Raw genomic sequence first — 25536 nt, 5'->3', positions numbered from 1 at the left:
GCTCTATTGCTGTTGCTTGCTTACGTGATCGCAGATATCGCGCGCGAGTGGGGCAAGTTTGCCTGTCTGGCTTGCGAGTTTGATGTCGCCAAAATTGTCGCAGGTGGCACCCGCTGTTACGCCTTTGCAGGACTTAGTTTCGGCTTTCAGCATTTGTTCTTGATCGGTTGCTGTCTGCCGCTCTTTATAGGCGTCGAGCGCATCACGCAGATCAGCCGGCCTCAACAGGTCAAGATGCTTTGTCGGACAGATGAGGTTGATCTGCTGCGTGTAGGCGCGCCAGACGGGATCGGTCGGCTGGCTAACGTCTTTATCGTTTGCGAAAGCGTTACAGGCCATGAAAGTGTTTAAGGTAAGGACTGCAAAGAGCACTGCTTTCATAATGGCTTCCTCACAAGGCCGATGATGATGTTGATACTGCTTGCCAATAAAATGGGAAGGCAACCAAAGCGCACAGGCTTGCCGCCAGCTCCAACCTCCGAAAACGCGGAGCCATCATGAGCAAGACAGCTAACCGAGGGGACCAGACCGTCAGCGGCCTGAATCGATAATTTTGCAAATGCTCGAGCGCACAGCGTCCTTGCTGGTGAGCTGACCGGCCTGGATATCAAACACAGCATCGACCCTGACACCTGCGCCTTTCTGGCGGGCGACGACGCGAAGAGTCTGAATCCGGCCACTGCCACTCGTTTCCTGGAAGGCGTCAATGGACGACAGATCTTTGTTGATCTTAATCCCGGAGAAACCTTCCGCCGCAACGGCCTGAGCCAGCTCCTTCAAAACGACGGATGCCTTGGCTTTTGGATATTCCTGCCACGAACGATAACTGAGCGCCGTGACCATAGGAACACCAGTAACTTGGAAATTACTCTCGCAGGATGCCGCTTGCGCATGTGCCGCAACAGTCAAAAGCATCGACGTGGCTAAGATCACAGTTTTCATTTTATCTTCAATCCGTTGAATATTGGCCGACCTATGACCCGGACTTCAGCGTGAAAGAAGACGGAATGTCAACCGGTACAGATGAGCTAGTTGGAACGCTTGTCCAGATGCTCCTGCGGTTGATGAGCCTGGCGGTTATCGCTCCCGCCGCGCACGGCCGATCTGGCCGAAACGTAGTTCATAAACCCCTCTAAGGGTATCCCATCCATGGCAATCTTTTCTGGCATCGCCGCCATTGTCAGCGGCGTGGCGTCGGCACTTGGCGCGGTCTCAACCTTTATCGGCGGTATGGGCATCATCGGCTCGACACTGCTGAAGGCGGCGGTCGGCGTTGGCTTGAACTATCTGGCCTCGGCTGTGGCGGGCAAGAACAAGGCCTCGACGGCAAGCTTTGCCGTCAATGGGCAATTGCAGTCCGGTGGCACCGTGCCGCGCTCACTCATTTTTGGCATGACGGCCACGGCTGGTTCTCTGGTTTATGCCAATACCTGGGGCAATGCGGGTAAGACGCCGAATGCCTATCTCACCCAGGTCATTGCGCTGGCCGATGCGCCGATCAAATCGTTGCTGGTTGCGGTGGTCAATGGCGTGGCCTGCGAGATCGATTTTGACCATCCGCATGCTGAATATGGCTGGCCGGTGCTCGATTACCGCAAGGGCAACACCGATTATCTCTGGCTGAAGTTTTACGACGGCACGCAGACCCAAGCGGATAGCTTTCTGGTCAACCGCGTCTCGTCCACGGCCCGGCCTTACGAGAATACCCGCGTCGGCCATGGCGTTGCCTATGTGATCGCCACCTCGCGTGTGAACCAGGAGCTGTTTTCCGGTTTCCCATCCTTCAAGTTCGTGCTGGATGGTATGCGGCTTTATGATCCATCCAAGGATAGCTCGGTCGGTGGCAATGGCACGCAGCGCTGGAGCGACGCCTCGACTTGGGGCGGCGACGGCGACCGGCTGCCTGTTGTCCAGCTCTATGCCCTGATGCGCGGCATTCGCTGGAACGGTCAATGGCTCTATGGCCTCCAGACCGTCACCGAACGGCGCTTGCCTGCCAGTCACTGGATTACCCAGATTGGCAAATGCCGCACCCTGATCGAAGGTGCGGATGGCATGGAGGCCACCTATCGCTCTGGCGCGGAGGTGCAGGTCAGTGCTGCCATCCAAGACGCGGCGCAAGCGATGCTGACCGCTTGCAATGGGCGGCTTGCCGAGATCGGAGGCACCTATAAGCCATTCATCGGCGTGTCGGATGAACCGGTCATGACCTTTACCGACGCCGATATTCTGTCCACCGAAGAGCAGAGCTTTGCGCCGTTCTTCGGTCTGTCCGATACGGTCAACGGGATCTCCGCGTCCTATCCATCGCAAGATGACGCTTGGAATATGACGGAAGCCCCGCCGCTCTATAACGGCGATTACGAGGTGGAAGACGGCAACCGCCGTCTGCTGTCGGATGTCAGCTTGGACTTCGTGCCTTACGCTGCCCAGGTGCAGCGGCTGATGCAATCGGCCCTGAAGGAAGCGCGCCGCGCCCGCCGTCATACCATTTCGATGCCACCAAAGTTCGGGGCATTGGAGCCGGGGGACATTGTCGCCACGTCCAGTAATCGCAATGGCTATGTCGAGAAGCGGTTTCGGGTGGATGGTGTTCTCGATCAGCCCAACCTTGATGTTGTCCTCGATATCACGGAAGTCGATCCGACCGATTACAGCTGGAACCAGGGCACGGATTATAAGCCACCCGTCACCGGCAGCGTGTCCAGCGGGGTGCCTGCTGCGCAACCGATGTACGGCTGGAAGGCCGAACCGGCGACGATCTCTGACGCCAATGGCAATCCCCGGCGCCCATCCATCAAGGTGATCTGTGCGCCCGATCAGGATGACGTGGCCAATGTCTGGGTGCAGGTGCGCTTGAAGGCAAGCCAGATGGTGGTGTTTGACAGCAATGCCACCGCCTATGCCGCCCCGTTTGAGTGGATCTTGAACGGCACGTTCCTGTCGGCCTCGCTCTATCAGGCGCGGGGCCGGTTCGTGCCTTATTCCAATCGCACCACCGAATGGGGCGACTGGATCGATGTGCTGACACATGATGTGCGGTTTTTGGCTGGGGCCGATTATGATCCGTATGAGGGCGCAGTCGGCCTGTCGGGCCTGGACGATGATCTCGCCAGCTATCAGGACTGGATCGGCTCTGGCCTGCGCGATGTGCAGGCAACCGTGGAGGAACTGGATGCGCGCATTGCCGGTCTGGATCTGGGAACGGCTTATGCCCGTCAGCAATTGCGCCAGCAGATCAAGGCGGTTGCCGATGGCATCACGGCGGATTGGAGCCTTGCCGTTGATGTGGTGGCCTCAGCCAATGCAGCCACGGCCAGCCGGGTCGAGACACTGACCGCCAGCTTTAACAGCGTCACGGCCAGCTTTACCTCGCAGATCACTGCGCTTGGCAGTGTCGATACAGCTCTTTCAAAGCGCATCGATACCTTGTCGGCCTCGCTCGCGTCGTCGTCATCCAGCTTGTCATCGCGGGCCGATGCACTGGCCGCAGCCGATACGGCCCTGTCGAGCCGTGTCGATACCCTAACCGCCTCGCTGGCGGATACCAAAACAGGGCTGCAGAATACCGCCACCGCCGTCTCGACCCTGCAAGCCAGTGTCGCCACCACCAATGGCAATGTCTCATCGATTGCCACAGCGCTGACCTCGCTGACGGCAGCCTCTGCCAGCGGCGATGTCTCCACTGCCAATTTCCGAATGTCCGCCATGGGCGGGCCTGCGGGCTATGCCCGGATCGGTGCGGAAGCGCGACAGGGCGGCAATGGAAGCTGGCGCAGTGCGGCCTGGTATCTCGATGTCCCCAATGACGCGAACCTGCCCAGCCGGTTCGTGGTCGAAGCCGGACAATTCCTCGTCGTTGCCGGTGGCAATCTCAACAATCCGTTCGTGGTCGATGGTGTTGGGGTGCGGATGAATGTCGCCAATATCGGCACGGTGACAGCTGGTGAGATCCGCAGCTCGAATGGAAAAATGGTGATTTCGCTCAACGCAGGCACGATTGTGATTTCGTCATGACCAAAACCCTTATTGGCCTCGACTATACCGGCACGGCCTGCATCAAGATCACCAAGGGGGCCTTCGATCCGGCAACCACCTCGGATGCCGAGAGATCGAAGTTTTACTATTCGTCCAAATGGGCGGCAGACTGCAAAGTCAATACCATCCGCATCGGGGCGACCGGAACGTCGCCGCGTGGCTACTATCCGTCCGCCTCGTCCTGGACCTGGTGGAGTTCCGGCAATGGCGATGGCGGCTATCAGGACATCTTTAAGAAGTCCTATTTTACCGGCCTGATCTATGACCTGCCGCTCTATGACCGCAAGCGGGTCGATGCCAATGGGTTTTATACCCATATGCAGATGCTGGAGATGTATTTCGGGAGCAATGACCGAACGCAGGTCTGGAAGCTCGGCGACGGCGGGGCCTATCTGATGGGCTGGGCTGCCGCCAATGCCACCTATACCTTCACGGGGTATTTTGGGGCAACGGTCAAACCAACCGAAAGCTCGATCTGGCTATCAGGCACCGACAAGCTGGTCGTCTGGCAATTGCCGGGCGATGAGAACCCCATCCAGAACGGCACGCCGCAAGCGGCGGTGTCGGGCCAGCCACAAATCATCATCAGTTCGACTGATCTCAGGGTCAGCAAGCCGGGCTTCGATGTGAATACGGCGACGGGCAGCCAGCTGGCATTCAGTTCCTCGCAGATCCCGGCCAAGGTGATTGCCGCCGCCGATATCGCTGTTCCAAAGGGAGCGAGTTATTTTGACTGCGGCATGGCGCTGCCCACCGACACGATCATCGAATGCCATTTCTACGCCTCCGGCCAGCCGATCTATTTTCCGTGCCATCCCAACGATGGGCCGTTTGGTGCAACGTTTCGGGCCAATGGCAATACCGTCGAGTTCTCCAATCCGAACGGGGCCTGCCGGGCGCGGGTGATTGTCTTTGCCGAGGCACCGGCCAGTGCCACCAGCGGTGCCAACAATGTGCTGCGGCAATTCGATCAGAACGGCCAGCAGGTGGTGCAATTCCTGCGGCCTGGGGCAGGGGCATCGCCGGACTTTGGCGATATCGTCATCGATAACCGATGGCCAGCCCTGCAAATCGTCAAGGAAGGCTATCTGTCGATCGCCACCGGCAATCAGGCCAATACGATCAGCTATGATGCCAGCGGCATGTTCACCTATATCAAATGGTGCACGGTCCACGGCAGCGGCACGGTTGAGGGTGGCTCGTTATCCATCAACACCACCAAGTTCGTGCGCACGCCAAGGCTCGGAAAATACCGCACCTATAATGACAGCTGGGGGTCTCCGACCTTCACCGGCGATACCAGCTATGTCCAATACACAGACACGGGCGCGACCTTTTACACCTTCCGGGGCAACCCGCTTTACGTCGCTTACTACAATCAAAGCGGCGGCGGGGTGCGCACCGAAACCGTCAACGATGCCGCCGCCATCATTGGCCTTCGCTACTACGTCTTCGGCGTAGCGCTGCCATAAGGCGGGGCTTTCTCCCCATGTCTTGCATTTCCACCGAAAGGCCTATCATGACCATGAACATTCACCCCGATGTCGCCTATCGCGAACTGTCCGCCCAGGCCGACTTTCTGAAGCAGCGCAATCTGGCACTCGCCCAGACCTTGGCCGAGGTCAGCGCCGAGCGCGACCAGCTGCAAGCCGAACTGAATGCTTTGACCACCACCAATGAGCAGGAGAATGCCGATGGCGCTGCGCAGTGATTATAGGGCGGGCACGATCTCGGTTGCCACAGGCGCAACGGCCGTCACCGGCTCCGGCACGGCCTGGTTAACGGCGGGCTTTGCCGAAGGGGATCTGCTGTTTGCCGATGGATATTGCGGGATTGTCGGCGCGGTCACCAGCGACACGGCGCTGACATTGGCCCAACCCTGGCGGGGTGGAATGCTGAATGGCGCGGCCTACCGACTGCGCTATCAGGGTGACGGGTCGCGGATTTCGGCGCAGGCCCGGCAGTTGATCGATCTGCTGGGCAATTCCGGCAATCTCGAAGCGCTGGGCGGACTTCAAGGCCTTGCCAACCGGCTCAGCTATTTTACCGGGTCGGGGCAAATGGGACTGACGACACTAACGGCCTTCGCGCGCTCGTTACTCGATGATGCGGATGCCGCTGCGGCGCGTTCGACTTTGGGTGCCGTCCAGCAGGGCGGCGGGACTGGCCAAGGAAGCAACAATATCATCAAGATAGGCTGGGCGACCGATGGGTCTGGATTGTTGGCACAGGTCGATGCCACGCAGATGGGTGCCCTTTGGACAAACGCCTATGTCGAGGGCGATCCGGCTGCCAGACGGGCAAAGCTCGGCGCACAGACCAATCTGGGATTTACGCCAGTCCAGCAGGGCGGTGGGACCGGCCAAGGCGGCAACAAAATCTATATCGGCTGGGACGGCACGTCGTTGCGAGGGCAGGTGGATTATGTCGATATCGGTCGGATCTGGTCGGATTTTGGGTCGGGGCGACAGATGGCCGCGACCGGTTACCAGAGAATTCCAGGCGGCCCACTGATCCAGTGGGGATCATCGTCGAACAGCAACTACAGCGACTATTATCAGCCGCTTCCGGTCGCCTTCACGTCGGCATGTTGGGCGGTGGCACCGGTTGCGGACAACGTCATGCCGGCGGCCAATGCTCTTTCGATCACGGTCTCGCAGCTCACCAAGAACGGCTTTGATATTCGCTCGCGGGTTCTTTCAGCAGGCGGTGCGCTGAGCGGCCACGTCGGCACTTTAGTCCATTGGATAGCGATAGGAGATTGATATGGCGATATACGCGATAGTTGACGCCGATGGCTTTGCGAAAGCGTTTTACGATGACGCGGTTCACGGCGCTCGGCAACTGCCGGTCTATGGTGAGGTGGGCGAGGTTACTGGTCATCAGCCAAACCCCGACTGCCTGATTCCGAATGAGGCTGTGGAGATCACTCCAGCGCAGCGAAGCGAGATGCTGAGCTTTCCGTCCCTGCGCAAGCTGATTGACGGGGTTGTGATTGAATACCAGCCACCTCCAGTCGCGCCTGTCATGCCAACGCTGACGCCTCGCCAGTTCTGGCTGGCCGCCTCGCGCATTGATGTCAATAAGGCGGATGTACTGGCGTTGGTCGATGCCATGGATGACAAACAGGCGGCTGCGGATCTACGCATCGAGATTACCGAGGCCGTAAGCTTTGAACGGTCCAATCCTGCCATTGACGAAGTGGCGGTCTTGCTCGGCATTTCCGGTGAGCAGCTCGATAGCCTTTGGGTATGGGCTGCCGAGTTTTAGGCGAATTTACGCCAGATCGTCCAGATCGACGCTAAGAGCCTCTGCGATCTTCTTCATCGTCGCAAAGCTTCCGTCCTTCTTGCCGCTCTCGATCTCGGAAACATAGGGCGCGCTGATACCGGCCTGTTCTGCCAATTCCCGCGCCGTCATCTTGCGAAACGTGCGCCAGACCTTGACCGGATTTTCACCGGCAAGAAGCTGGTTGACGACTTCGGCGGGAACAAGCTCGTCGTCACCTGCGGCGATATCGGCCTTGACCTTATCCGCCGCTGCAATGTCGCTGCGGTCGATCAGGCTTTCGTATTCTGCCAGGGGCAGCACGACTAGCGTTTCGCCGTTCGGGGTAATGATGGTCTGCATTGTCATCTCCTATTCGTAGACACTGCCACGCGGGCCGATCTTGAGGATTTCAAGGACGCTGCCTTGATCGTCCATGATCACCCGCCAATCACCTACCCGCAACCGGATGTAAGGCGAGCCGGTCAGTGCCTTTACGTTGTTCGCCATGGACTGCGGATCGCTCGCATATTGCTCGATCTTCTGGGTAATCCGCTTTGCCTCATTGGTTGGCAGGCGGCGAAGAACCTTCAATGATGATTTGCTATATGCGATCTTTTTCATGAATTAAAGATAGCAAATAGCGAACTAATTTACAACGGGTTGCGAGAGGATTGCAGCCAAAAAATCCAAGAAAAGGATGATCATTATGGATCGCGCGAAATTCTTCGCGGCGGTACGCACGTCGCTGTTTGGCGGTGCGCTCACGCAAAATCAGGTGAATGGTATCACGGCCATTCTCGACGCCTGGCAGGCCAGCACAATGACCGATCTGCGGTGGTTGGCCTATATGCTGGCTACGGCCTTCCACGAGACTGCCCAAACGATGCAGCCAGTTCGTGAAACGAGAGCGGCTTCGGATAAACAGGCTATCGCCATTCTGGATCGCTCTTGGGCGAAAGGCACGATGCCCTGGGTGAAGTCGGCTTATTGGCGGATTGGAGCTGATGGCAAAAGCTGGCTTGGACGTGGCTATGTCCAGCTCACGCACAAGAGCAACTACACCACGTTGGGTAATGCTATTGGTGTTGATCTGGTGGCCAATCCAGTTTTGGCGATGCGCGAAGATATAGCCCTGAAGGTGATGTTCACAGGCATGAGTGAAGGCCTGTTCACCCGCGTCAAGCTGGATGATTTCTTCCAAGGCAACAAGACGGATTGGGTGAATGCCCGCCGCATTATCAACGGCACGGAAAGTGCGGGTGTCGTTGCCGCCTATGGCAAGGCCTTCCATACAGCTCTGGTGGGGGCGGCATGAACACCAATCTCCTGCACAACATCATCAACACGCTCATCGCGGCGATCCCGGCGCTGGCGCTGTTCGACTGGACGGCGTTTTTTAGCGAGGCGGTTTCCTTGAAGATTGTCGGATTGCTCGGCCTTGCCAAGATCCTGATCAACACCTGGCGCGATGGGCCTGCGGGGATGATGAAGCCCCAGCCTCCGGTTGGTTGGCAACCGGCCCATGACCGCGACGGCAAGGGTGATTGCCGATGATTGCTATCGCCCTGACTGCCTGGAATGCGTTAAAGGCGCTCCGCGAAAAAAAGCTCGACTGGCGCGGCATCGCCTTGATTGTTGCCGTGCTTATCGCAGGCCTGGGCCTGCATCGCTGGGCATCGTCGCTGAAAGAAGCTGGTCGGACTGAGATCCGCCAGCAGTGGGCAGAGGCCCAACGCAAGGCAGACTTGCTTCAGCTCGCCAAAATCGAAGCCCAACAGAAACAGATCAATGCCGCCGATGCGGCCTTGGTCACCACCATGGCCGCCCATGTCGGGCAGGTCGCCGGATTGGAAGCAGCGCTTGCCGAGGAAAGGGAAAAGGATAATGCGAAACCGAATGCTGCTGCTGGGGCGGGTGCCGCTCCTGCCTGCTCTGCTATGCCTGACAGGGTGCGAAACGCTCTCAACGCCATCGGCGCAACCGACCGCTGATCGCAAACCAAGTGTCTCGGCCAGTATCATGGCTGATTGCGATGCACCTGTGTTTATTCCTGCTGGCACGGATCGGACGGCTGAATACCGGCTGTGGGGTAGGGACCGAAAGGCGCTGGCCGATTGTCGCGTCACAAATGCCGCCAAGGCCGACACCATCAATGCACTGCAAAGGGGCGGGACGTGACGGACGAACCAGCGGCAAAGCCGCCGAAATACAATATCAACACCTGGATCAATCTCACGACGCTGGTCAGCATCATCGCTGGCGGCGGCTATGCCTGGGCGCAAACCAATAGTGACATTGACGAGCTGAAGCGCTGGCGCGTGGCCGTGGAAGGCCGGCTTGGCAATGCTGACGGCAAAATCGAGGAGCGTTTCAAGGTGAACGAGGTTGAGCTGCGCAAGCTCGATAACCTGTCCTATCGCGTCACAGTTGCCGAACAATCTGCCACCTCGATCTCACAGGCCATCAAGGAACTGCAAATAACGGCCAGCGGGCAAAGCGGCGATCTGCGGGTTATGCGGGAAATCTTACAGCGGATCGAGGCGGCGCAACGCGGCGTTCCGCCTCTGCCATCCTATGGGCGATGAGCAAGCCAAAAACCCCGGCAGCATCCTGGCGGGGTTTTGTGATTTAGAACACCGCAATGTACTTCAGCAGCGAAAGGATGCCGATGATGATTACGACGAGACGGGCTATCTGTTTTGCCCGGCCATCAATCGGCAACATGCCAATGAGATAGAGAATCAGCACGATTACCAGAAAGGTGATCAGGATGCTGATGAGAATTGAAGTACCCAAAGCCCCACTCCTAAAGACGCTTGATTGCGCCGTGCGGTGGAACCTAATGCTGTGATTTCAAAAGGAAAGGGGAGGGGCTCACAAAATAGCAACCCCACCTTTGTGTAGATTTAAACGATAGACCATTGGCGACGCAATCGCTGCGTTAGGGTGCCTTGGGAGTCGGCTTACTTCCAGCAACTGGTCTGGTTGGAATTTTTTCGGCCGGAGGAGCGTTGCAGCCCTTGCTTCGCATGGCCGATTCCATAGCGTTTATCTTGCCCTTGGTGACTGCAACTTGCCCTTCTTTGTCCCCACCGAAGGTGCTTGATACGGGTACGCCGAGAAGGAAGACGCCGAGAGCATCGCCATTTGCAGCATCATTTTGTTGTTTCGATATAGCAGCGAGATGGCCCTGCTCTTTCACCATTTCCTGGGCAATCGCCTGACAGTCCATGTTCGTATAGGCAGCCATCGGAATGTCTACAGGAACAATTGCATCAGGCCGTTTTGCACAGCTAGAAATGGCCGCCAAAGCGACCAAGGCAACATATTGAACTCTCATGGCAGCCCCCTAATTTAATCCCCGTGCATGAGTAATCACTTATCGCGGATAAGTGGAAGGGGCGGCATGGGGTTTTCCCGGTTTGTGTAGGGCTTGAAGATCACAACATGTGCTTTTGCCGGATTAGGTTCGATAATAATTTTTCGGAAACAATCTAGAAATACATATTGAATTTAAATTGCAATTTTTAAGATGTATATTGTCGTATATCCTGACGCCGTCCGACTAAGTTTAATTAGTATGTGACCAATACCACTATTGATTCAGGGATGTTTTCATCAATCGTTTTGTTATCCTTCGATAATTGGTTGGGGATATAAATATGAACAAAATTATTGCTGAGCATTTGAACGTGGCAAAACTGTTGGCGGAGAGGGAAGGTGAAATATTCCTATCGTACCTGATAAGTATGGCTCAAATGGAAAACGATCCAGACGGGCGATTGCTGGAAACAAGAACTTGCGAGGCTCGGAAGACCTTGAGTTTGTCGCTGCCGAGTTAAGGACGGTTCTGGCCATCGCCGAAGCGGAAGGCAAAGTGATGCTGGCCTACCTTTTGTCTCGGGCAATTGAAGAGGCTGACCGCGAATTACGAGATCGAGCAGTGCCTCGCTCCGAAACTTAGAGAAAAGGCCGGAAGAGTGATCTTCCGGCCTTTTTTATAGCGCTTGGCAAAGGACTGTGCACTTTCTTGCAACTCTGGTAACAGATCAGCATTTATCGCCTCTCAGTTTCGATCAGTTTCCTATCGAGGGCATGAATTTTCGTTGAGAAGAATACAGTTCATTCCAATGGAATGAGGTTCGTAAGTTCGTTGGTCCCCGGGTCTGGTAAACAAATGGTCCTCTTTCCAAGAATTTTCTCGATTTTTCCTTTGATACCTCTTTTTTGCAGGTCATGCGTTATCTGCTCGTCGGTCATATTAGGCCAGCCCATGTTCTTCACATCCTGCGCAGTTATTTTGTGTGCCATAATGTGTTCCTTTTCAGCGAGTGTTAGCGATTGCAGCGGCGATGCCTGCACCAATAGTATTCGATTGTAAAAGGTCTCTTGCCTGTGGCCTTAGGGTTCGGTTGTCTCCCTTACCTTCCGTTGGCCCCATGGTGATGGTGAGGGTCTGGACGCGACCGCGCTTGACATCAAACACTGAACTTTGTCCGGTGTTGTTTGAAACATCTACAAGCTTCCATGATGGGTTCGCGGAACCATTTGATATTATTTCATACTTAATCTCGTGTGAGATCGCATCCGCTCTGCCATTCTTCCTATATGAAACAATATTCATTTTCTCTGGAGTCAAAGCGATTTGTAGCCATTGCTCGATTTTGAGATCGCTTGAGACAAAGAGGTCACCCTTCCAAGTTTGGGCTGGAATGCAGGTGAGATCCATCGACTTGCGGTTGACAAGTTCATTGAAATAAAATGTCGCGCTGAGTTTGTCGGTTCGCGTGGCCTCTGATGATAGACCAGCTCCGAGACTGCCAGTGAATGTCTCGGTGGCCGACCTCACATTTATAAGATTAAGGCTTGGGCTAAACGCCGATTTCTCATTTATAGTAAACTGCATTGATACTACTGCGGCCCACTTTTCTAGCCATTCGTATTGTCGTTTGCCTTGCTCAAGGTTTCGATCTTCAACCAGTATATTGGAGACGGCTCGACCTATTTCACACTTAATCTGGCCCGCAATTGCATTGACCTTCAGGGCCGCATCCGTTGAGTTTCCCCAAAATTCTTCAATTTCGGGCACTGCCAAGCCGCAAGAAGACAGGCTAAGCAAAGCCGACGCGAGAATCCAGCATGTGGTTTTCATTGTTTCGGCCCCCCGGCCCAATAGGCCGGGCTAAATTAAGTCTTATTCGGCCATGACATATTTTTGCCATATTTTAAGGCGGAGCGCAATTTACGAGTAAGATATTTATGTATAATTAATAACTATATGCGGTGGAAAGATGTAACTTTTTTTGGGTGGTTTCTTTCAAAAGGAGAAATAGCCATTGCTTCGGCTCGAAGTTGGTCTTGGGTGGATGTGTAGCGCCCATGTAGAACCTTTTTTATTTCCTCATAGTTCGAACCTTCGGCACTGGCCTACGCCAAATAGACCAACTCTTTAATCTCAAAGCGGTCCTGCTCGACAATCCTATGAAGGCTGCCTGAATAGCGCCCGCGCACGCAGGTTCCATCTGATCGGAAGGTCCAGAATACGGGTTGTATTCTCGGTGCTGCACACGGGTTTTCTCAATATTATTGTTTGAGTTTAAGCGGCCAGTTTCACAATCGTCGTTAATTTCAATGAGGGTTACTCGTCAAAGCGGACGGTTCGGCGTTGTTCTGGAGAAAGTCTATGAACGCCTGTCCGGCGTCGTTATAGAAAACCTGGACTGGGCAAAGTTTATCGGTCGCTATGACCGAGCCGGCATTCTGTTTTACCTCGGTCCGCCTTAATTTCGGAAACGAAGGCGATTATGGCAGGGATGCCTTCAATCGCCAGCGCTTTACCGAAATGGCCGAACACCTGAAGACGGTCAAAGGTCGGTTTATTATCTCCCTCAATGACTGCAAGAGTGTCCGCGAAGTGTTCAAGGATTTCCAGTTCGCGACGGTTGGGCCGACTTTATAGGGTGCGGGGTGGCATGGGAAAGATGTCGGGGAGGTGGTTGTTATGGGTGGGAAGGATCTGCCTCTTGCATAGATAGGAAAGATAAATGGCCGGGACATATCCCGGCCATCGCTCAAATAGAAAAGGCTTTAGATGCCGGACGCCTTGCGCAAGGCCTCCTTCATCTTGCCGCGCCAGTCCTTGCCGGATGCCTTGAAGGCCTCCAGCACATCCGGTTCCAGCCGCAACGTCACAGGCACCAAGGGCTTTTCCACCTTGGGGCGTCCACGGGTTTTACGTGCTTCAGCCAGCCCATCAAAGAATGAGGCTGGAAGGACCTCCTTTGCAGGCCGCATATTGGCAATTTCTTCGACCGTCAGCTCAGAACTATCAACTGCTTCCCAATCCTCTTGCGTATAGCCGTTGCCCGGCTCGAAGTTGGGCTTGGTTGGATGTTTAGTGCCCATGCAGAGCTTCTCTTTTTTTGGCGCTGGCTTGACGAAAGCTGATGATGGACATTGTGTCCGGGCCAAGCTTGGCGAAAATCACCACAGCAGTTCCGTCCGCATAGTAACCAATGGCTTTCCCGCACCTGGAATGGCTTGCATCGATAATCGCTGTTTCCCATCTGAAATCGACCACGTTTGCAAAATCAAAGCCGTGCTTGTGTAGATTGGCCAATCGCTTCGGCTCATCCCAGATTATCTTTATGGTATTTCCGTACACGTAAAATCATGCATGGGCAAGAATAAAAGTACACGAAAAATAGTGCCGCCGAATGTTTTGTCGCATAATTCTAACGGTCCCTAAATGCCGCCACACGCATTGAGCGTTTTTAAGTCAAGTGGGATTCGGCGATATCGGTTTACGGCTGTGACTAGTGTGGCCGGGTGTGGCAAGCGGCATTGATTTTTCATGGAAAAATTTTCCGGGAAAGTGTGGCCCGATGACCGGTAAAATCTTGAATGAATGGAGGTTCCGGCCTTCCGGGCGAGGCCTCCATTCCCTTCTTCTCCCATATGTAAATCTCTGATTTGCCGCCGTTATTTTCAGCGTATGGCAGTTTTTTGCTTGCTGCTCCGCCAAGCGGTTTTGAGCGTGTGACAGATTTAGTTCCCAAGTGACTAATCGATGGCTTCTCAATGGTTTTTGTCAATCCCGCAAAAGGCCCGGTGTCGATTACGATTCCGACTGCTGCGCGCTGGAGTGCTGAAAAAGGCTCGTTTTGTAGTACGAGCGCCTCTTCGGGGTTCAAAGAGATGATGCCGATTCCAGGAGAGATTGGGCGCATTTGCAGGGTGAGAGCCGGATTTCACCAGTTCGCTCTCTGCAGATCAAGTATATTTTCGTGTAAAGACGCGGCTTATCAGCCCAGGTGAGGCGTTTTATCAGGATTGGTTTGTTAAGTTTTGTAAAATATTTGTAATTAAAAATTGAATGAAAATATAAATTCAATTTTTTTTATTTTACGCTAATTGTCTGTGCTGTGATGCAGAAGGTGAATGATTCGCGTCCCAAGGATGACGTGAAGTGTAAAGCGCGAAGGATTCTTGATCATAAAACCGATAACGGTTTGTCGTAGGCAATGACGTTGATTGAGTGGATTCCGCTGCTGGATGAGGCCGCCGCGGAGGCAGGCAGGGGAAACGTCTAAGCCCCGCGCGTCCTTCCTCGCAACGACCCCTACACGATGAATCGGCCTTGACCGCCGATCTCACGGCACTCGCTCTCCAGCGTGGGCGGTATGGCTATCATCGCATCACTACGATCTGCATCAGGCGGTTTGGATCGTGAACATTAACGACCGTCAATGCGCAATCGAATTTCGCAAGACCTGTGGATTGGTGGTGTTCATGTGCTGTAACAAGCCATCGATCCGCGTGTCGGTTGGGACCTGCGACTGTTCAAATCAGCGTCGGCATGTAACAATGGCGTATGACGCACGGTGATCTCCACTATATCTTGCAGACGCTTTACGATGCCGGCGGCCGGGACGTGAATGCGAATGATTTGCCTTGGTCGACAGGGATGACGCCTGCGATCCTGCAAGCATTGAACATGCTCTATATGACGCGCTCGGAGCGAGGAGAGGATAAGCTGTTTTCGCTGACGAGGTCAGGCTATGGAGCTATAGGGCAGGAGCCGCCGGTCCTATTTCCATTTTTGCGAAAATTATTTCGATAGTGCGATTTATACTATCGCATGTCGCGTTCAACTGGGATCAATATCAACGATAACATCCATGTGCAAAACACGGACCGCCATTTTTAATGACTCTCTGTCTTAAATCTCGGCATCCTGGTGTTCGAATTGCCAGGTCAGCACTTGTGATCCGTGGCGCAGCGTCATGATGGCCGGGTTTGCTGTTGCCTCGTCAGGAGCGCCGATCAGCAGCGGCCAGCGGCGCAGGAAACGGATGAGCATGCCTTCGCCGCAATCGTTGACGGACAGGATGATGTCACCGACATATTTCTCTTTCGGCTCATCACCAAAGATTGCGGCAAGAGAAGCCGTCAGCCGATAGTGATTGGAGAAAGTTATATGCATGTAGTGTGCGCAGAAGGCCAATTCCTTGATTGAACTTCCAACGATGTCTCTCGGTTTTATCATGGTCGCGCCGTTTGCAACGTTTATTTCATTTGATATGCGAGTGGGATGCTCAATTCGTAGCAAATACGGTATGGTGAATTTCGCGCAGGATGTATCCGCAGCAATCGACATCAAATTTGATGTTGTCATGCCGTCGTAATACGTTGCACCTGCTGCCTGATCCCGGTATTGCTTTGATTCAGTCCCCACGATTTGAATCGTAATCTAGAATGCAGAAAAAATACACTGAATTACTAGGGGTTTTTTGACCAATATTGGGTTGATTCGTGCTTAATGCAATTTCATTGCGATGAACTTCATGTCTCCATACGCAACGCTTTCCGGCCTTGAACGTTTCAGATCCAGGTTGAAAAAGCGACTGCATAGTTCCTTAAGTCGGAATCGCTTTAAGGAGAAAATTATGCAGCAAATTTAAAGTGTTACTGTGTCCTTTGTGCGTTTTATGAAACGCACGGCGCTGTAAGGGCTTTGCGGGGCTTGATTCATTGCAGGCAGAGATTTTAGAGGCTCTTGCCCGACATGGCTTGAAAGCTGCGTTGCCGCCGATTAAACACGCTATAGCAAATGGTGTGATCCCTTTGGGGATGGCGCCCTTGGCAGTGGCAGCTCTCAGGTTCTACGGCGTTGTTTTCGGTCATCGGAGACGCGACGAGCGGTGATATGGAGCCGCTTCGGAACATGTCGGGGCGGCGGCTTTGGATTGTTTGCCAGCGGTGTCCCGCGGCAGACGCAACCGGTGTAAAATGGGCAACGATATGATCGATTTTGAAGCAGCGCGGGCGAAAATGGTGGACGGCCAAATTCGAACGACGGATGTAACCTCTCATTCCGTGCTTTCGGCTTTTCTGTCCGTACCGCGGGAAGCCTTTGTGCCGGACAATCTGAAAGCCCTGGCTTATATCGATGAAGATATTCAGGTCGCACCCGGTCGCTATCTGATGGATCCGTCGCCGCTTGCCAAGCTTTTGCAACTAGCGGAAATTGGCCGCAGTGAGCTGGTCCTGGAAATCGGAGCGGGCACCGGTTATGTGTCGGCTTTGCTTGGACGGCTGGCCGGTGCGGTTTTTGCCGTTGAAAGCGATGAGCAGCTGGCCAGTGCTGCAAAGTCCAATCTTGAAAAGCTGGGTGCCGCGAATGTCACGGTCGTTCAATGTCCGCTGGAGGCTGGCTATGCCAAAGAAGCTCCTTACGATCTGATTTTCCTGAGTGGGTCGGTCGAAGAAGTGCCTCCGGCACTGTTCGATCAATTGCGTGACGGTGGTCGTTTGATTGGAGTAGTCGGTAGCGGCCGTGCCGTCCGTGCCCATGTCTTCGTCAAGGCCGGTGGTTCTGTTTCGACAAGCTCACTTTTCAATGCGTCGATCAAGCCGCTTCCGGGCTTTGAAAAAGCGCGCGAATTCGTCTTCTGATCATCGCGACATGAGGTTTACGAACGGTCATTGTGAATGATCGTTCGTATTGAGTTTTGAATATCTGAAGTCCTTGGTGCATTTGGGATATTCAAAATGCTCTCAAGGCAAGACGGTGTTTCACATCGTCAAGTCCTGGTATTTTTGGCATGGCTTCTGGTCTTGCCCCGGACTGTTCCATCATCTATTTCCGCATGGCGGTTGCATTTTTTGTTTCTATCCATTTTGGTTGTGGATGACCGTGTGGCTGTTTCTTGTTTTAAAGTTATTTTCGTTCAATTCTTAACATCATTGATTTTTTTGGGCGGCATGAAATGCAAGCTGTCAGGCTCTTGTCAAACTCCTGTAATTCTGCGGGCTCAGCCTATGAATTCTCCTAGGATGATTTGTGGTCAGCTTCACGCAATCTAGGCCCTTAGAATAAGGGCTGTCGTCGTTTGATGGTGAGTCTATCGTCATCTTGTCAGCAATGCAGGGGATGGGTGAGAGTCATTTCCAATGTTGGTGACAAGTTGGAGAGAATCGGCTTCACATGAGAATGCTAGTAAAACATTCAGGCGGTCCTTCGGGGCCGGCCCTTCCATGATGGATAGGGCCTTGGCTTAATTAAAGTTGGGAGATGTATCCTTGTCGAGCCTTCGTAAAGTGGCCTATGCCGCAGCATTTCTTCCGCTGTTTTTTCAACCTGCCGTGCTGCATGCCGAAACCATTTTCGGCGCCATGGAGAAGGCTTATAAGAACAATCCTGATCTGAACTCGGTGCGTGCCGCTCTGAGGGCAACGGATGAGAGCGTGACGATTGCCAAGGCCGGCTACAGGCCGCAACTGGGCTTTTCCGTCTCCGGCACTCAGTCTTCCTTTGCCAATTTCAACGGCACCGCCGTCGGTAATATCCCAGCGGATAAATATTCGGCGGATTATTATAAATCCGACGTGCAGCTGACATTGACCCAGCAGATTTTTGATGGATTCCAGACGCTGAACAATGTGCGCTCCTCAGAAGCGGGCGTGCTTTCAAATCGGGAAAGCATGAAGGCGGATGAAATCCAGATCCTGCTCGGCGCAGCCCAGGCCTATGCCGATGTGGCGCGGGACCAGCAGATCGTCGGTATCCGCCGCCAGAACCTGAACTTCCTCAAGGAACAGCTCAAGGCTGCCAATGCGCGGCTGGAGGTAGGCGAAGGCACCAAAACTGATGTCAGCCAGGCAGAGGCGCAGCTGGCGGGTGCCGATAGTCTGCTGGCCTCCGCGATCGCCCAGTTGAGACAGAGCGAGGCATCCTATATGCAGGTGGTCGGCGAGATGCCGAAGGACGTGCGCCAGCCCGTGCGCGCCACCAAGGCAATGCCGACCAATCTCGACAAGGCCGTTGCTTTGGGAATCAGAGAACATCCCAGCGTGCTTGCTGCGCTGCATGCGGTAACCTCGGCGCAATATCAGGTGAAATCGGCTGAAGGCAGCCTGCTTCCGGGCGTCAGCCTTCAGGGCAGTCTTGATCGGCACAATACGGATAATCCGAGCGAGTCGACCGACCGTGATTATTCCGCGGCCTCGATTACGGCGCAGGTGAAAATTCCGCTCTATCAGGGCGGCTCGGAATATGGCCAGATCCGCAAAGCCAAGGAAACCGTTGGTGCGCAGGAACTGAAAGTCGATTATGCCCGATTGAGTGTGCGAAAGCAGATCATGACCGCTTTTGCCCAGATGCAAGCCGCAACGGCGGCCATCACGTCGGGCCGCAAGCAGGTTGCTGCGGCTAAGCTCGCCTTGCAAGGCGTTATCGAGGAACGCAATGTCGGCCAGAAAATCACCCTTGACGTTTTGAACTCGCAGCAGACCGCACTCGACGCTCAGGAAAGCCTCGTAAATGCTCAGCGCAATGAAGTGGTGGCCAGCTACTCATTGCTGGCGGCAACCGGCACGTTGACGGTCAGGAGCCAGGGATTGCAGGTGGCGGAATATAAGGCAGAAGAGCATTACGATGCCGTCAAGGACAAGTGGTTCGGATTGCGGGCCGCCAACGGCAAGTAAACCCAAGGGGTCAAGTAACCCACGCGGTCATTGAAAACGGCAGTTGATATTGCCTTTGCGCCATATCTCAAACGTCCAATGTATTTGAGATATGGTGCAATGCCTTCAATGCGAGGATGCATGAGCATCTTCGCGCCTTGGTATGATGGCCTTCATCCCGGATAATTCGGCCCGGCTGGCGAAACAATCCTCGATTGAACTCATAAAACTGTGTATTTTGGGCTATAAGCTTTTGAAGGCGATTTCCTCGAGCAAAGGGGTATCCTAAGGTCAAGCGAATCACATGGCAAAAGCCGATGGGGTTTGAAGCCAAATGGGGAATGTAATGGCCCAGCCGAATGTATCGCGTGAACCGTCCATGGAAGAGATCCTGGCCTCCATTCGCCGGATTATCGAAAGCAATGAGCCGGCACCCGCCCGGTCTTTCGATGATGCCTATGGTTATGACAGTGAAGTGGACGAGCTGGATATTGCAGGCAATGCGTTTTCCGTTGAGGCTGTGCCCATGGATTTGCCGGTTGCGGCCAACCAGCCAGGTCCGGTTCAGCTAGCGGCATCTGCTACAAACCGTTTCTCTGAGGGGGCAGGCGATCAGGGTGCTGGCGGACAGCAGATAGCAGATGGCGCAAGACATGCCGCAAAGCCGGTTTCGCTTGCCGATCTTGCGGCGCGGGTGCGCGCCACGTCTGAGCGGCGCGAAGAGCCTGGCGTTTCCGAGTTTCCTTCTGAATTTCCCTCCGCTTTTTCCAAGCAAGAGTCACCGTCTCGCGATGGTCGTGGGGCGTCCTCCTACATATCTGACACCATTGGTGGTTTTCGCGAGATTGCTACGGAGCAAGCGGGGTCTATGGGGCAGGTCCGGCCCCTGGCACAAGCGCGAATCGCCGAACCGGAAGCCATGAGCGCCAGCCAGCGCCATATCGAAGCGCTGTTGCAGTCGGAACCTGTGGCCCAGGCTGCGGTCGCCCCTCAGGAGCAGGCCGAAGAGGCGAATACGCAAGGCGATACTCGACAAGGTGCGCTTTTGTCCATGCAGGCCGGTGCGCAGGTGGCCAAGTCCTTTGAGGAACTGGCAGCTGTCGTCGATGGTCAGCAGCGCAGGTCGCTGGATGAAATTGCCCAGGATATGTTGCGGCCGATGTTGCAGGACTGGCTTGACGACAATCTGCCGACGCTGGTTGAGCGTCTGGTGCGCGAAGAAATCGAACGTATTGCGCGTGGTCCGCGCCGCTAAGAGAGCGGTGCCGCAGGCTGCTCCCGGCAGGCGTGCGTATCAAAACATCGAACTGGAACAATCAGAAGCCGCCTTGTGAATGGGCGGCTTTTTGCTTTCCTTTCTTGACACTGCGCGACCTGTCCGCTTTACCACGTGGTTGACGAAAACAATGAAATCCAACGTCCGCCCGCGTTCCCGTGAACCGGTAGGGCCTTAATGTCTGGTCAGAACATGCTCGATAAGACCTATGATTCCGCAAGCGTAGAACCGAAAATCGCCAAGGCCTGGGATGAGGCGGAGGCATTCCGCGCCGGTGTGAATGCCAAGCCGGGTGCGGAAAGCTTTACCATCGTCATCCCGCCGCCGAACGTGACCGGGTCGCTGCATATGGGCCACGCGCTCAACAATACCTTGCAGGACATCATGATCCGCTTCGAGCGCATGCGCGGCAAGGATGTGCTGTGGCAGCCAGGCATGGACCATGCCGGTATTGCTACGCAGATGGTGGTCGAGCGGCAGTTGATGGAAAAGCAACTGCCGGGCCGCCGCGAGATGGGCCGTGATGCCTTTATCGACAAGGTCTGGGAGTGGAAGGACGAATCGGGCGGGTTGATCTTCAACCAGTTGAAGCGGCTTGGCGCATCCTGCGACTGGTCGCGCGAGCGCTTCACCATGGACGAGGGCCTGTCCGAAGCGGTTCTGGAAGTGTTTGTCACCCTCTACAAGCAGGGCCTGATCTACAAGGACAAGCGTCTCGTCAATTGGGACCCCAAGCTGTTGACGGCGATTTCCGATCTGGAAGTCGAACAGCATGAGGTCAACGGCAATCTCTGGCACCTGCGCTACCCGCTGGAAGAAGGCGTGACCTACCAGCATCCTGTTGCTTTCGATGAAGACGGCAAGGCGACGGGATGGGAGACCCGCGACTACCTGGTGGTCGCCACCACCCGCCCGGAAACCATGCTGGGCGATACCGGTATTGCCGTTCATCCCGATGATGCGCGCTATCAGTCGATCATTGGCAAGCATGTGATCCTGCCGATCGTTGGCCGTAGAATTCCTATTGTCGGCGACGAATACCCCGATCCGACGGCAGGTACAGGCGCTGTAAAAATGACGCCCGCCCATGACTTCAACGATTTTGATGTCGGCAAACGCGCGGGCTTGAGGATGATCAATATCCTCAATATCGATGCGACCGTGACCATTGTAGAAAATGACGATTTCCTGGAGGGGCTGACCCCAAGCCGCGAACAGCAGATGGTCTGGGCCGAGCTGGAAGGCCAGGACCGGTTCTTCGTGCGCAAGAAGATCGTCGAGATCCTGGAGGCTGAAGGCCTGCTCGACAAGATTGTGCCGCATAAGCACATGGTGCCGCATGGCGACCGTGGCGGCGTACCGATCGAGCCGCGCCTGACCGAGCAATGGTATGTGGATGCCAAGACACTGGCCAAGCCCGCCATCGATAGCGTGCGCGAAGGCCGCACCAAATTCGTGCCGAAAAACTGGGACAAGACCTATTACGAATGGATGGAGAATATCCAGCCCTGGTGCGTGTCGCGCCAACTCTGGTGGGGCCATCAGATCCCGGCCTGGTATGGTCCGGATGGTCAGGTCTTCGTCGAAAAGGACGAGGAAACGGCGCTTCACGCCGCCATTCAACATTATCTGTCGCATGAAGGGCCGATGAAGGCTTTCGTGGAAGACAAGATCGAGAACTTCAAGCCGGGCGAGATCCTCACCCGTGACGAAGACGTGCTCGACACCTGGTTTTCCTCGGCGCTCTGGCCCTTCTCTACGCTCGGCTGGCCGGAAAAAACACCGGAAGTGGCGCGCTATTATCCGACCAATGTGCTCGTGACCGGTTTTGATATCATCTTCTTCTGGGTTGCCAGAATGATGATGATGAGCCTGCATTTCATGAAGGATGAAGCGGGCAATCCGGTTGAGCCATTTGAAACCGTTTATGTCCATGCGCTGGTGCGCGACAAGAACGGTCAGAAAATGTCGAAATCCAAGGGCAATGTCATCAACCCGCTGGAACTGATCGATGAATATGGCGCTGATGCGCTGCGCTTCACGCTGACCATCATGGCCGCCCAGGGCCGCGACGTGAAACTGGATACGGCACGGGTTGCGGGCTATCGCAATTTTGGCACCAAACTGTGGAACGCCACCCGTTTTGCCGAGATGAACGGCGTGAAGTCCGATCCGTCCTTCCTGCCGGAAGCAGCGACTCTGGCCATCAACCGCTGGATTTTGACGGAACTGACGCGGGCTGAACGCGAAGTCACAGAGGCCATCGCGCATTTCCGGTTCAATGATGCGGCCAGCGCGCTTTATCGCTTCGTCTGGAACCAGTTCTGTGACTGGTATCTGGAATTGCTGAAGCCTGTCTTTGCCGGTGAAGACGAGGTTGCCAAAACTGAAGCCCAGGCCTGTGCGGCCTATGTGCTGGAAGAGACCTACAAGCTGCTGCACCCCTTCATGCCATTCATGACGGAAGAACTGTGGGCGCATACCGCAGGTGAGGGTGTCGAGCGCGAAACGCTGCTGTGCCATGCCGACTGGCCGGTTCTTACCTTCAGCGATGAGCAGGCGGCTGCCGATATCAACTGGCTGGTGGACCTAGTCAGCGGCATTCGCTCGGCCCGGGCGGAAATGAATGTGCCGCCTTCCGCTGTCGCACCGCTCACCGTCGTTGGTGCCAATGGTGTGACCCGTTCCAGGCTGGAGCATCATGAAGCTGCCATCAAGCGGCTGGCGCGGGTGGGTGACATCAGCCATGCGCCGGAAGCGCCAAAGGGTTCGGCCCAGGTCATCGTTGGCGAGGCGACAGCCTGCCTGCCGCTCGGCAGCCTGATCGATCTTGGTGCTGAGCGAGCCCGACTGGAAAAATCGATCGGCAAGGTCGATCAGGATATCGAGAAGGGTCGCAAGAAGCTTGGCAATGAGAAGTTCGTTGCCAATGCCGATCCGGAAGTCGTGGCCGCTGAGCGCCAGCGGCTTGCTGAACTGGAAGAGCAGCGCGGCGTGCTGGCTGTGGCCCTGCAGCGGATCAACGAGGCTGGTTGACCTTCCTGGAGTCTGCCTTAGGAAGAGTGGAGCCGCTTTTCCTAGCAAAGCAAACGATAATATGAAAAATGAAAACCCGTCTGGTTCAATTAAAACCAGACGGGTTTTCCGTGTTCCTGTGTGATCTAAAACCCACGAAGGATGCTGTAGCCATCCGATATCATTTCCATTGTGATTGTACACGAAGGTGGAAACGCCCTCGGTTTTTTGATCGTGAAACAGCTTACGCCAGTGACTTATCGTCCAGCGGAATGCTGTTTTTGCGCTGCAAAAAAATACCGTTGAAATCTTAGGAATGATGAATAGAGGCAGCGTTGCTGTTTCGCAACGGTTGTGAAGAAATGTAAAATATTATTCCGTAAACTCGGGGATAATCCCAGTTTAACGCAAAACATTCCTTTCAATTTGTCAATTTTGCGGCGTTAATAAGACCTTACGTAAAACGATCCCTTCATATGGTGCGCTGCAGTAGTGTTTCGTGAAGTTGTCATTTAGTTTTAATAGGTTAGGCTTCATTCAACAAAATTCCTATGTGTGGAGGGGACATGTCAAAAAAACAAATTACGCGGGGCGTTCTGGCTTTGGTCGTAGCGACGCTTTCCAGCACGGCGGCACTGGCGGGCGGCTTTTCCAGAGGTGAGGCCGATACCGACATTCTTTACGAGGAGGGGAAAGTCAAAGCTCGCGCTGGCGCTGTCTTCGTCTCGCCGGAGCGTAAATACGACACGGTGGGTGGATCGAAATCGTCTGACGGTAGTTTTAGTGACAGTTACTGGATCCCCAGTGTTGCCGCCAAGGTCCAGATTTCCGATACGTTGGGCTGCGCCCTTACCTATACCCAGCCCTTCGGCGCTTCCTCCACCTATGGAACGGATACACGTCGTGCCGACCAGTTGGCCGGGGCGGCTTCAGGCAATTTCAACTATTACACCAAGAAGCATTTTATCACCAATGAATATGGCGGCACGTGCGCCGTGCGTTTCGACGTTGGTCCTGGCAAGCTCTATGTGTTGGGTGGCGGTTTCTTCCAGGATTTCGATTACACGGCCGATTCCTATTATGGAGCGCTGCACCTGAAGGATAATTCGTCTGTCGGATATCGCTTGGGTGTGGGCTATGACATTCCCGAATATGCGATGCGTGCCCAGTTGATGTATCGTTCGCAGATCAAGGAAGAGGCCGATGGTGACTTCACGCCGCGTGCCCTGTCGGCGCTGCTGGGCACTGGTGCCGTTTCTGCCGATGGTTATGGCACCTTGCCGCAATCACTCAAGTTGAGTCTGCAAAGCGGTATCGCGCCGGGTTGGCTTGCCTACGGCTCTGTCAAGTGGACGGACTGGAGCGTTTTGCAAACGCTCAACTACAATATTACCGGCCTTGGCGCCCAGCGGGACGATTTTTTCTGGAAGGATGGCTGGACCATCCAGGCGGGCATTGGCCACAAGTTTAACGATCGCGTTTCAGGTACCGTCAATATCACCTGGGACAAGGGTGTAGGTAATGGCGCCGATATCATGACCGACACCTGGACGTTGGGTGTAGGAACCGAGATCAAGCTTGGGCCAGGCGATCTGCGTGTTGGGGCGGGGGTCAGCTATCTCACTGCCGGGAGCCAAAGTTATGCCAAGGGTGCATCCTATGATGCAACCGCTAATGGCGACTGGGCCTATGCCTTCGGTAGCTCCTACCAGATCAAGTTCTGATATCTGTTCATGACTCTATGAAATGGCGCGGTTGCTCTCGAATGAGCGACCGCGCCATTTCCTTAATGGAGCCACGACGAAGCCGACTCAGGCTTTTCAGCGTGTCTTACGCTCGTCCCCTCGTTATGCCTGACGTCGCCCTTGAGAGTTGCGGAGCGATAGTGAACATGTGTCCGCTAAATATGGTGCACGGCCCTGTGGAGAGGGGCTCGACAGGTGGATGCGTTGCCCGGCCTGTGGCTTATT

The 25536-nt window shown here is 54.8% G+C and carries 28 protein-coding genes and 2 pseudogenes; 18 read left to right on the top strand and 12 right to left on the bottom strand.

All coding sequences use genetic code 11. From position 1 onward, the window contains the following. Nucleotides 1-3 precede the first annotated feature (3 nt). Both FS819_RS08830 and FS819_RS08825 read right to left on the bottom strand, forming a co-directional pair. Nucleotides 4-381: a hypothetical protein gene (locus FS819_RS08830; RefSeq protein WP_070165012.1), complete on the bottom strand. Its 378-nt coding sequence runs from the start codon at nt 379-381 to the stop codon at nt 4-6. Nucleotides 382-531: 150 nt separating this feature from the next. Next, nucleotides 532-942, bottom strand: a complete 411-nt coding sequence (locus FS819_RS08825) for a hypothetical protein (RefSeq protein ID WP_070165011.1) — start codon at nt 940-942, stop codon at nt 532-534. A 207-nt stretch (nt 943-1149) separates the two neighbouring features. On the opposite strand from FS819_RS08825, the gene FS819_RS08820 reads away from it, so the two are divergent. From FS819_RS08820 to FS819_RS08800, 5 genes are read left to right on the top strand one after another with little or no spacing between them, the layout of a single operon-like run. Then, nucleotides 1150-4017, top strand: coding sequence for a phage tail protein (locus tag FS819_RS08820; RefSeq protein WP_156551397.1), 2868 nt, complete (start codon nt 1150-1152; stop codon nt 4015-4017). Further along, nucleotides 4014-5510, top strand: a complete 1497-nt coding sequence (locus FS819_RS08815; protein WP_156551398.1) for a hypothetical protein — start codon at nt 4014-4016, stop codon at nt 5508-5510. The genes FS819_RS08820 and FS819_RS08815 overlap by 4 nt, the downstream gene beginning before the upstream one ends. Before the next feature lie 47 nt (nt 5511-5557). Beyond that, nucleotides 5558-5749: a hypothetical protein gene (locus FS819_RS08810; protein ID WP_156551399.1), complete on the top strand. Its 192-nt coding sequence runs from the start codon at nt 5558-5560 to the stop codon at nt 5747-5749. Beyond that, the gene (locus FS819_RS08805; RefSeq protein WP_156551400.1) at nt 5733-6803 is read left to right on the top strand and encodes a gp53-like domain-containing protein; all 1071 of its coding nucleotides are present in this window, start codon (nt 5733-5735) and stop codon (nt 6801-6803) included. Before FS819_RS08810 ends, FS819_RS08805 begins: the two co-directional genes overlap by 17 nt. 1 nt (nt 6804) lies before the next feature. Beyond that, nucleotides 6805-7308, top strand: a complete 504-nt coding sequence (locus tag FS819_RS08800) for a hypothetical protein (protein ID WP_156551401.1) — start codon at nt 6805-6807, stop codon at nt 7306-7308. Nucleotides 7309-7314: 6 nt separating this feature from the next. Here the strand turns inward: FS819_RS08800 and FS819_RS08795 are convergent, their stop codons facing one another. Together FS819_RS08795 and FS819_RS08790 are read right to left on the bottom strand one after the other, a co-directional pair. Continuing rightward, nucleotides 7315-7668: a helix-turn-helix domain-containing protein gene (locus FS819_RS08795; protein ID WP_156551402.1), complete on the bottom strand. Its 354-nt coding sequence runs from the start codon at nt 7666-7668 to the stop codon at nt 7315-7317. 9 nt (nt 7669-7677) lie between these two features. Then, nucleotides 7678-7929, bottom strand: coding sequence for a type II toxin-antitoxin system RelE family toxin (locus FS819_RS08790; protein WP_156551403.1), 252 nt, complete (start codon nt 7927-7929; stop codon nt 7678-7680). A gap of 85 nt (nt 7930-8014) precedes the next feature. Between FS819_RS08790 and FS819_RS08785 the strand changes: the two genes are divergently transcribed. The 5 genes from FS819_RS08785 to FS819_RS08765 are packed head-to-tail and all read left to right on the top strand — an operon-like array spanning nt 8015 to nt 9893. Then, entirely contained in the window at nt 8015-8623 is a 609-nt protein-coding gene (locus FS819_RS08785) for a glycoside hydrolase family 19 protein (RefSeq protein WP_197434244.1), read from the top strand. Continuing rightward, a complete protein-coding gene (locus FS819_RS08780; RefSeq protein ID WP_156551405.1) occupies nt 8620-8862 on the top strand; it encodes a hypothetical protein in 243 nt (80 codons plus the stop codon). The genes FS819_RS08785 and FS819_RS08780 overlap by 4 nt, the downstream gene beginning before the upstream one ends. Further along, nucleotides 8859-9299 (top strand): secretion protein HylD, encoded by a 441-nt coding sequence (locus FS819_RS08775; protein ID WP_156551406.1) that lies wholly within the window; start codon nt 8859-8861, stop codon nt 9297-9299. Before FS819_RS08780 ends, FS819_RS08775 begins: the two co-directional genes overlap by 4 nt. A gap of 28 nt (nt 9300-9327) precedes the next feature. Beyond that, nucleotides 9328-9486, top strand: a complete 159-nt coding sequence (locus tag FS819_RS08770; RefSeq protein WP_156551407.1) for a hypothetical protein — start codon at nt 9328-9330, stop codon at nt 9484-9486. Further along, on the top strand, nt 9483-9893 hold the full coding sequence (locus tag FS819_RS08765) for a hypothetical protein (RefSeq protein WP_070165000.1): 411 nt from the start codon (nt 9483-9485) through the stop codon (nt 9891-9893). The genes FS819_RS08770 and FS819_RS08765 overlap by 4 nt, the downstream gene beginning before the upstream one ends. Before the next feature lie 43 nt (nt 9894-9936). Here FS819_RS08765 and FS819_RS08760 read toward each other — a convergent pair whose 3' ends face one another. Both FS819_RS08760 and FS819_RS08755 read right to left on the bottom strand, forming a co-directional pair. Next, entirely contained in the window at nt 9937-10104 is a 168-nt protein-coding gene (locus tag FS819_RS08760) for a Thivi_2564 family membrane protein (RefSeq protein WP_015916376.1), read from the bottom strand. Nucleotides 10105-10249: 145 nt separating this feature from the next. After that, nucleotides 10250-10648, bottom strand: a complete 399-nt coding sequence (locus FS819_RS08755) for a hypothetical protein (RefSeq protein WP_156551408.1) — start codon at nt 10646-10648, stop codon at nt 10250-10252. A 322-nt stretch (nt 10649-10970) separates the two neighbouring features. Here FS819_RS08755 and FS819_RS08750 point away from each other — a divergent pair, with 322 nt between their 5' ends. Beyond that, complete coding sequence (locus FS819_RS08750; RefSeq protein ID WP_070164998.1) at nt 10971-11150, top strand: hypothetical protein; 180 nt, start codon at nt 10971-10973, stop codon at nt 11148-11150. 280 nt (nt 11151-11430) lie between these two features. Here the strand turns inward: FS819_RS08750 and FS819_RS08745 are convergent, their stop codons facing one another. Beyond that, on the bottom strand, nt 11431-11619 hold the full coding sequence (locus tag FS819_RS08745) for a hypothetical protein (RefSeq protein WP_156551409.1): 189 nt from the start codon (nt 11617-11619) through the stop codon (nt 11431-11433). 13 nt (nt 11620-11632) lie between these two features. Further along, nucleotides 11633-12460 (bottom strand): hypothetical protein, encoded by an 828-nt coding sequence (locus FS819_RS08740; RefSeq protein ID WP_156551410.1) that lies wholly within the window; start codon nt 12458-12460, stop codon nt 11633-11635. Nucleotides 12461-13051: 591 nt separating this feature from the next. On the opposite strand from FS819_RS08740, the gene FS819_RS08735 reads away from it, so the two are divergent. Then, nucleotides 13052-13267: a hypothetical protein gene (locus FS819_RS08735; RefSeq protein WP_156551411.1), complete on the top strand. Its 216-nt coding sequence runs from the start codon at nt 13052-13054 to the stop codon at nt 13265-13267. A gap of 128 nt (nt 13268-13395) precedes the next feature. Here FS819_RS08735 and FS819_RS08730 read toward each other — a convergent pair whose 3' ends face one another. From FS819_RS08730 to FS819_RS08720, 3 genes are all read right to left on the bottom strand, one after another. After that, nucleotides 13396-13713: a BrnA antitoxin family protein gene (locus tag FS819_RS08730; RefSeq protein ID WP_156551412.1), complete on the bottom strand. Its 318-nt coding sequence runs from the start codon at nt 13711-13713 to the stop codon at nt 13396-13398. Then, the gene (locus tag FS819_RS08725) at nt 13703-13957 is read right to left on the bottom strand and encodes a BrnT family toxin (protein ID WP_234624442.1); all 255 of its coding nucleotides are present in this window, start codon (nt 13955-13957) and stop codon (nt 13703-13705) included. Before FS819_RS08725 ends, FS819_RS08730 begins: the two co-directional genes overlap by 11 nt. 202 nt (nt 13958-14159) lie before the next feature. After that, the gene (locus tag FS819_RS08720; protein ID WP_156551414.1) at nt 14160-14537 is read right to left on the bottom strand and encodes a hypothetical protein; all 378 of its coding nucleotides are present in this window, start codon (nt 14535-14537) and stop codon (nt 14160-14162) included. 392 nt (nt 14538-14929) lie between these two features. On the opposite strand from FS819_RS08720, the pseudogene FS819_RS08715 reads away from it, so the two are divergent. Further along, nucleotides 14930-15045, top strand: a pseudogene (locus tag FS819_RS08715) (IS3 family transposase); the annotation flags it as partial. Nucleotides 15046-15529: 484 nt separating this feature from the next. On the opposite strand, the gene FS819_RS08710 reads toward FS819_RS08715, so the two are convergent. After that, on the bottom strand, nt 15530-16045 hold the full coding sequence (locus FS819_RS08710; RefSeq protein ID WP_156551415.1) for a hypothetical protein: 516 nt from the start codon (nt 16043-16045) through the stop codon (nt 15530-15532). Nucleotides 16046-16611: 566 nt separating this feature from the next. Between FS819_RS08710 and FS819_RS08705 the strand changes: the two genes are divergently transcribed. From FS819_RS08705 to FS819_RS08685, 5 genes and pseudogenes are all read left to right on the top strand, one after another. Then, nucleotides 16612-17265 carry a protein-L-isoaspartate O-methyltransferase family protein gene (locus FS819_RS08705; RefSeq protein WP_162292193.1) on the top strand — a complete coding sequence of 218 codons (654 nt, stop codon included), beginning with the start codon at nt 16612-16614 and terminating at the stop codon, nt 17263-17265. A 627-nt stretch (nt 17266-17892) separates the two neighbouring features. Continuing rightward, a complete protein-coding gene (locus FS819_RS08700) occupies nt 17893-19296 on the top strand; it encodes a TolC family outer membrane protein (RefSeq protein ID WP_409050150.1) in 1404 nt (467 codons plus the stop codon). Nucleotides 19297-20317: 1021 nt separating this feature from the next. After that, nucleotides 20318-20530, top strand: a pseudogene (locus tag FS819_RS08695) (PopZ family protein); the annotation flags it as partial. A gap of 213 nt (nt 20531-20743) precedes the next feature. After that, complete coding sequence (locus tag FS819_RS08690; protein ID WP_156551463.1) at nt 20744-23587, top strand: valine--tRNA ligase; 2844 nt, start codon at nt 20744-20746, stop codon at nt 23585-23587. A 545-nt stretch (nt 23588-24132) separates the two neighbouring features. Further along, nucleotides 24133-25290: an OmpP1/FadL family transporter gene (locus FS819_RS08685; protein ID WP_156551418.1), complete on the top strand. Its 1158-nt coding sequence runs from the start codon at nt 24133-24135 to the stop codon at nt 25288-25290. The last annotated feature ends 246 nt before the right edge of the window (nt 25291-25536 follow it).

The organism is Allorhizobium sp. Av2 (genome assembly GCF_021462805.2).
Classification (GTDB): domain Bacteria; phylum Pseudomonadota; class Alphaproteobacteria; order Rhizobiales; family Rhizobiaceae; genus Allorhizobium; species Allorhizobium vitis_G.
Note: the sequence above shows the minus strand (reverse complement) of the source record. Positions and strands in the feature narration are given on the sequence as shown.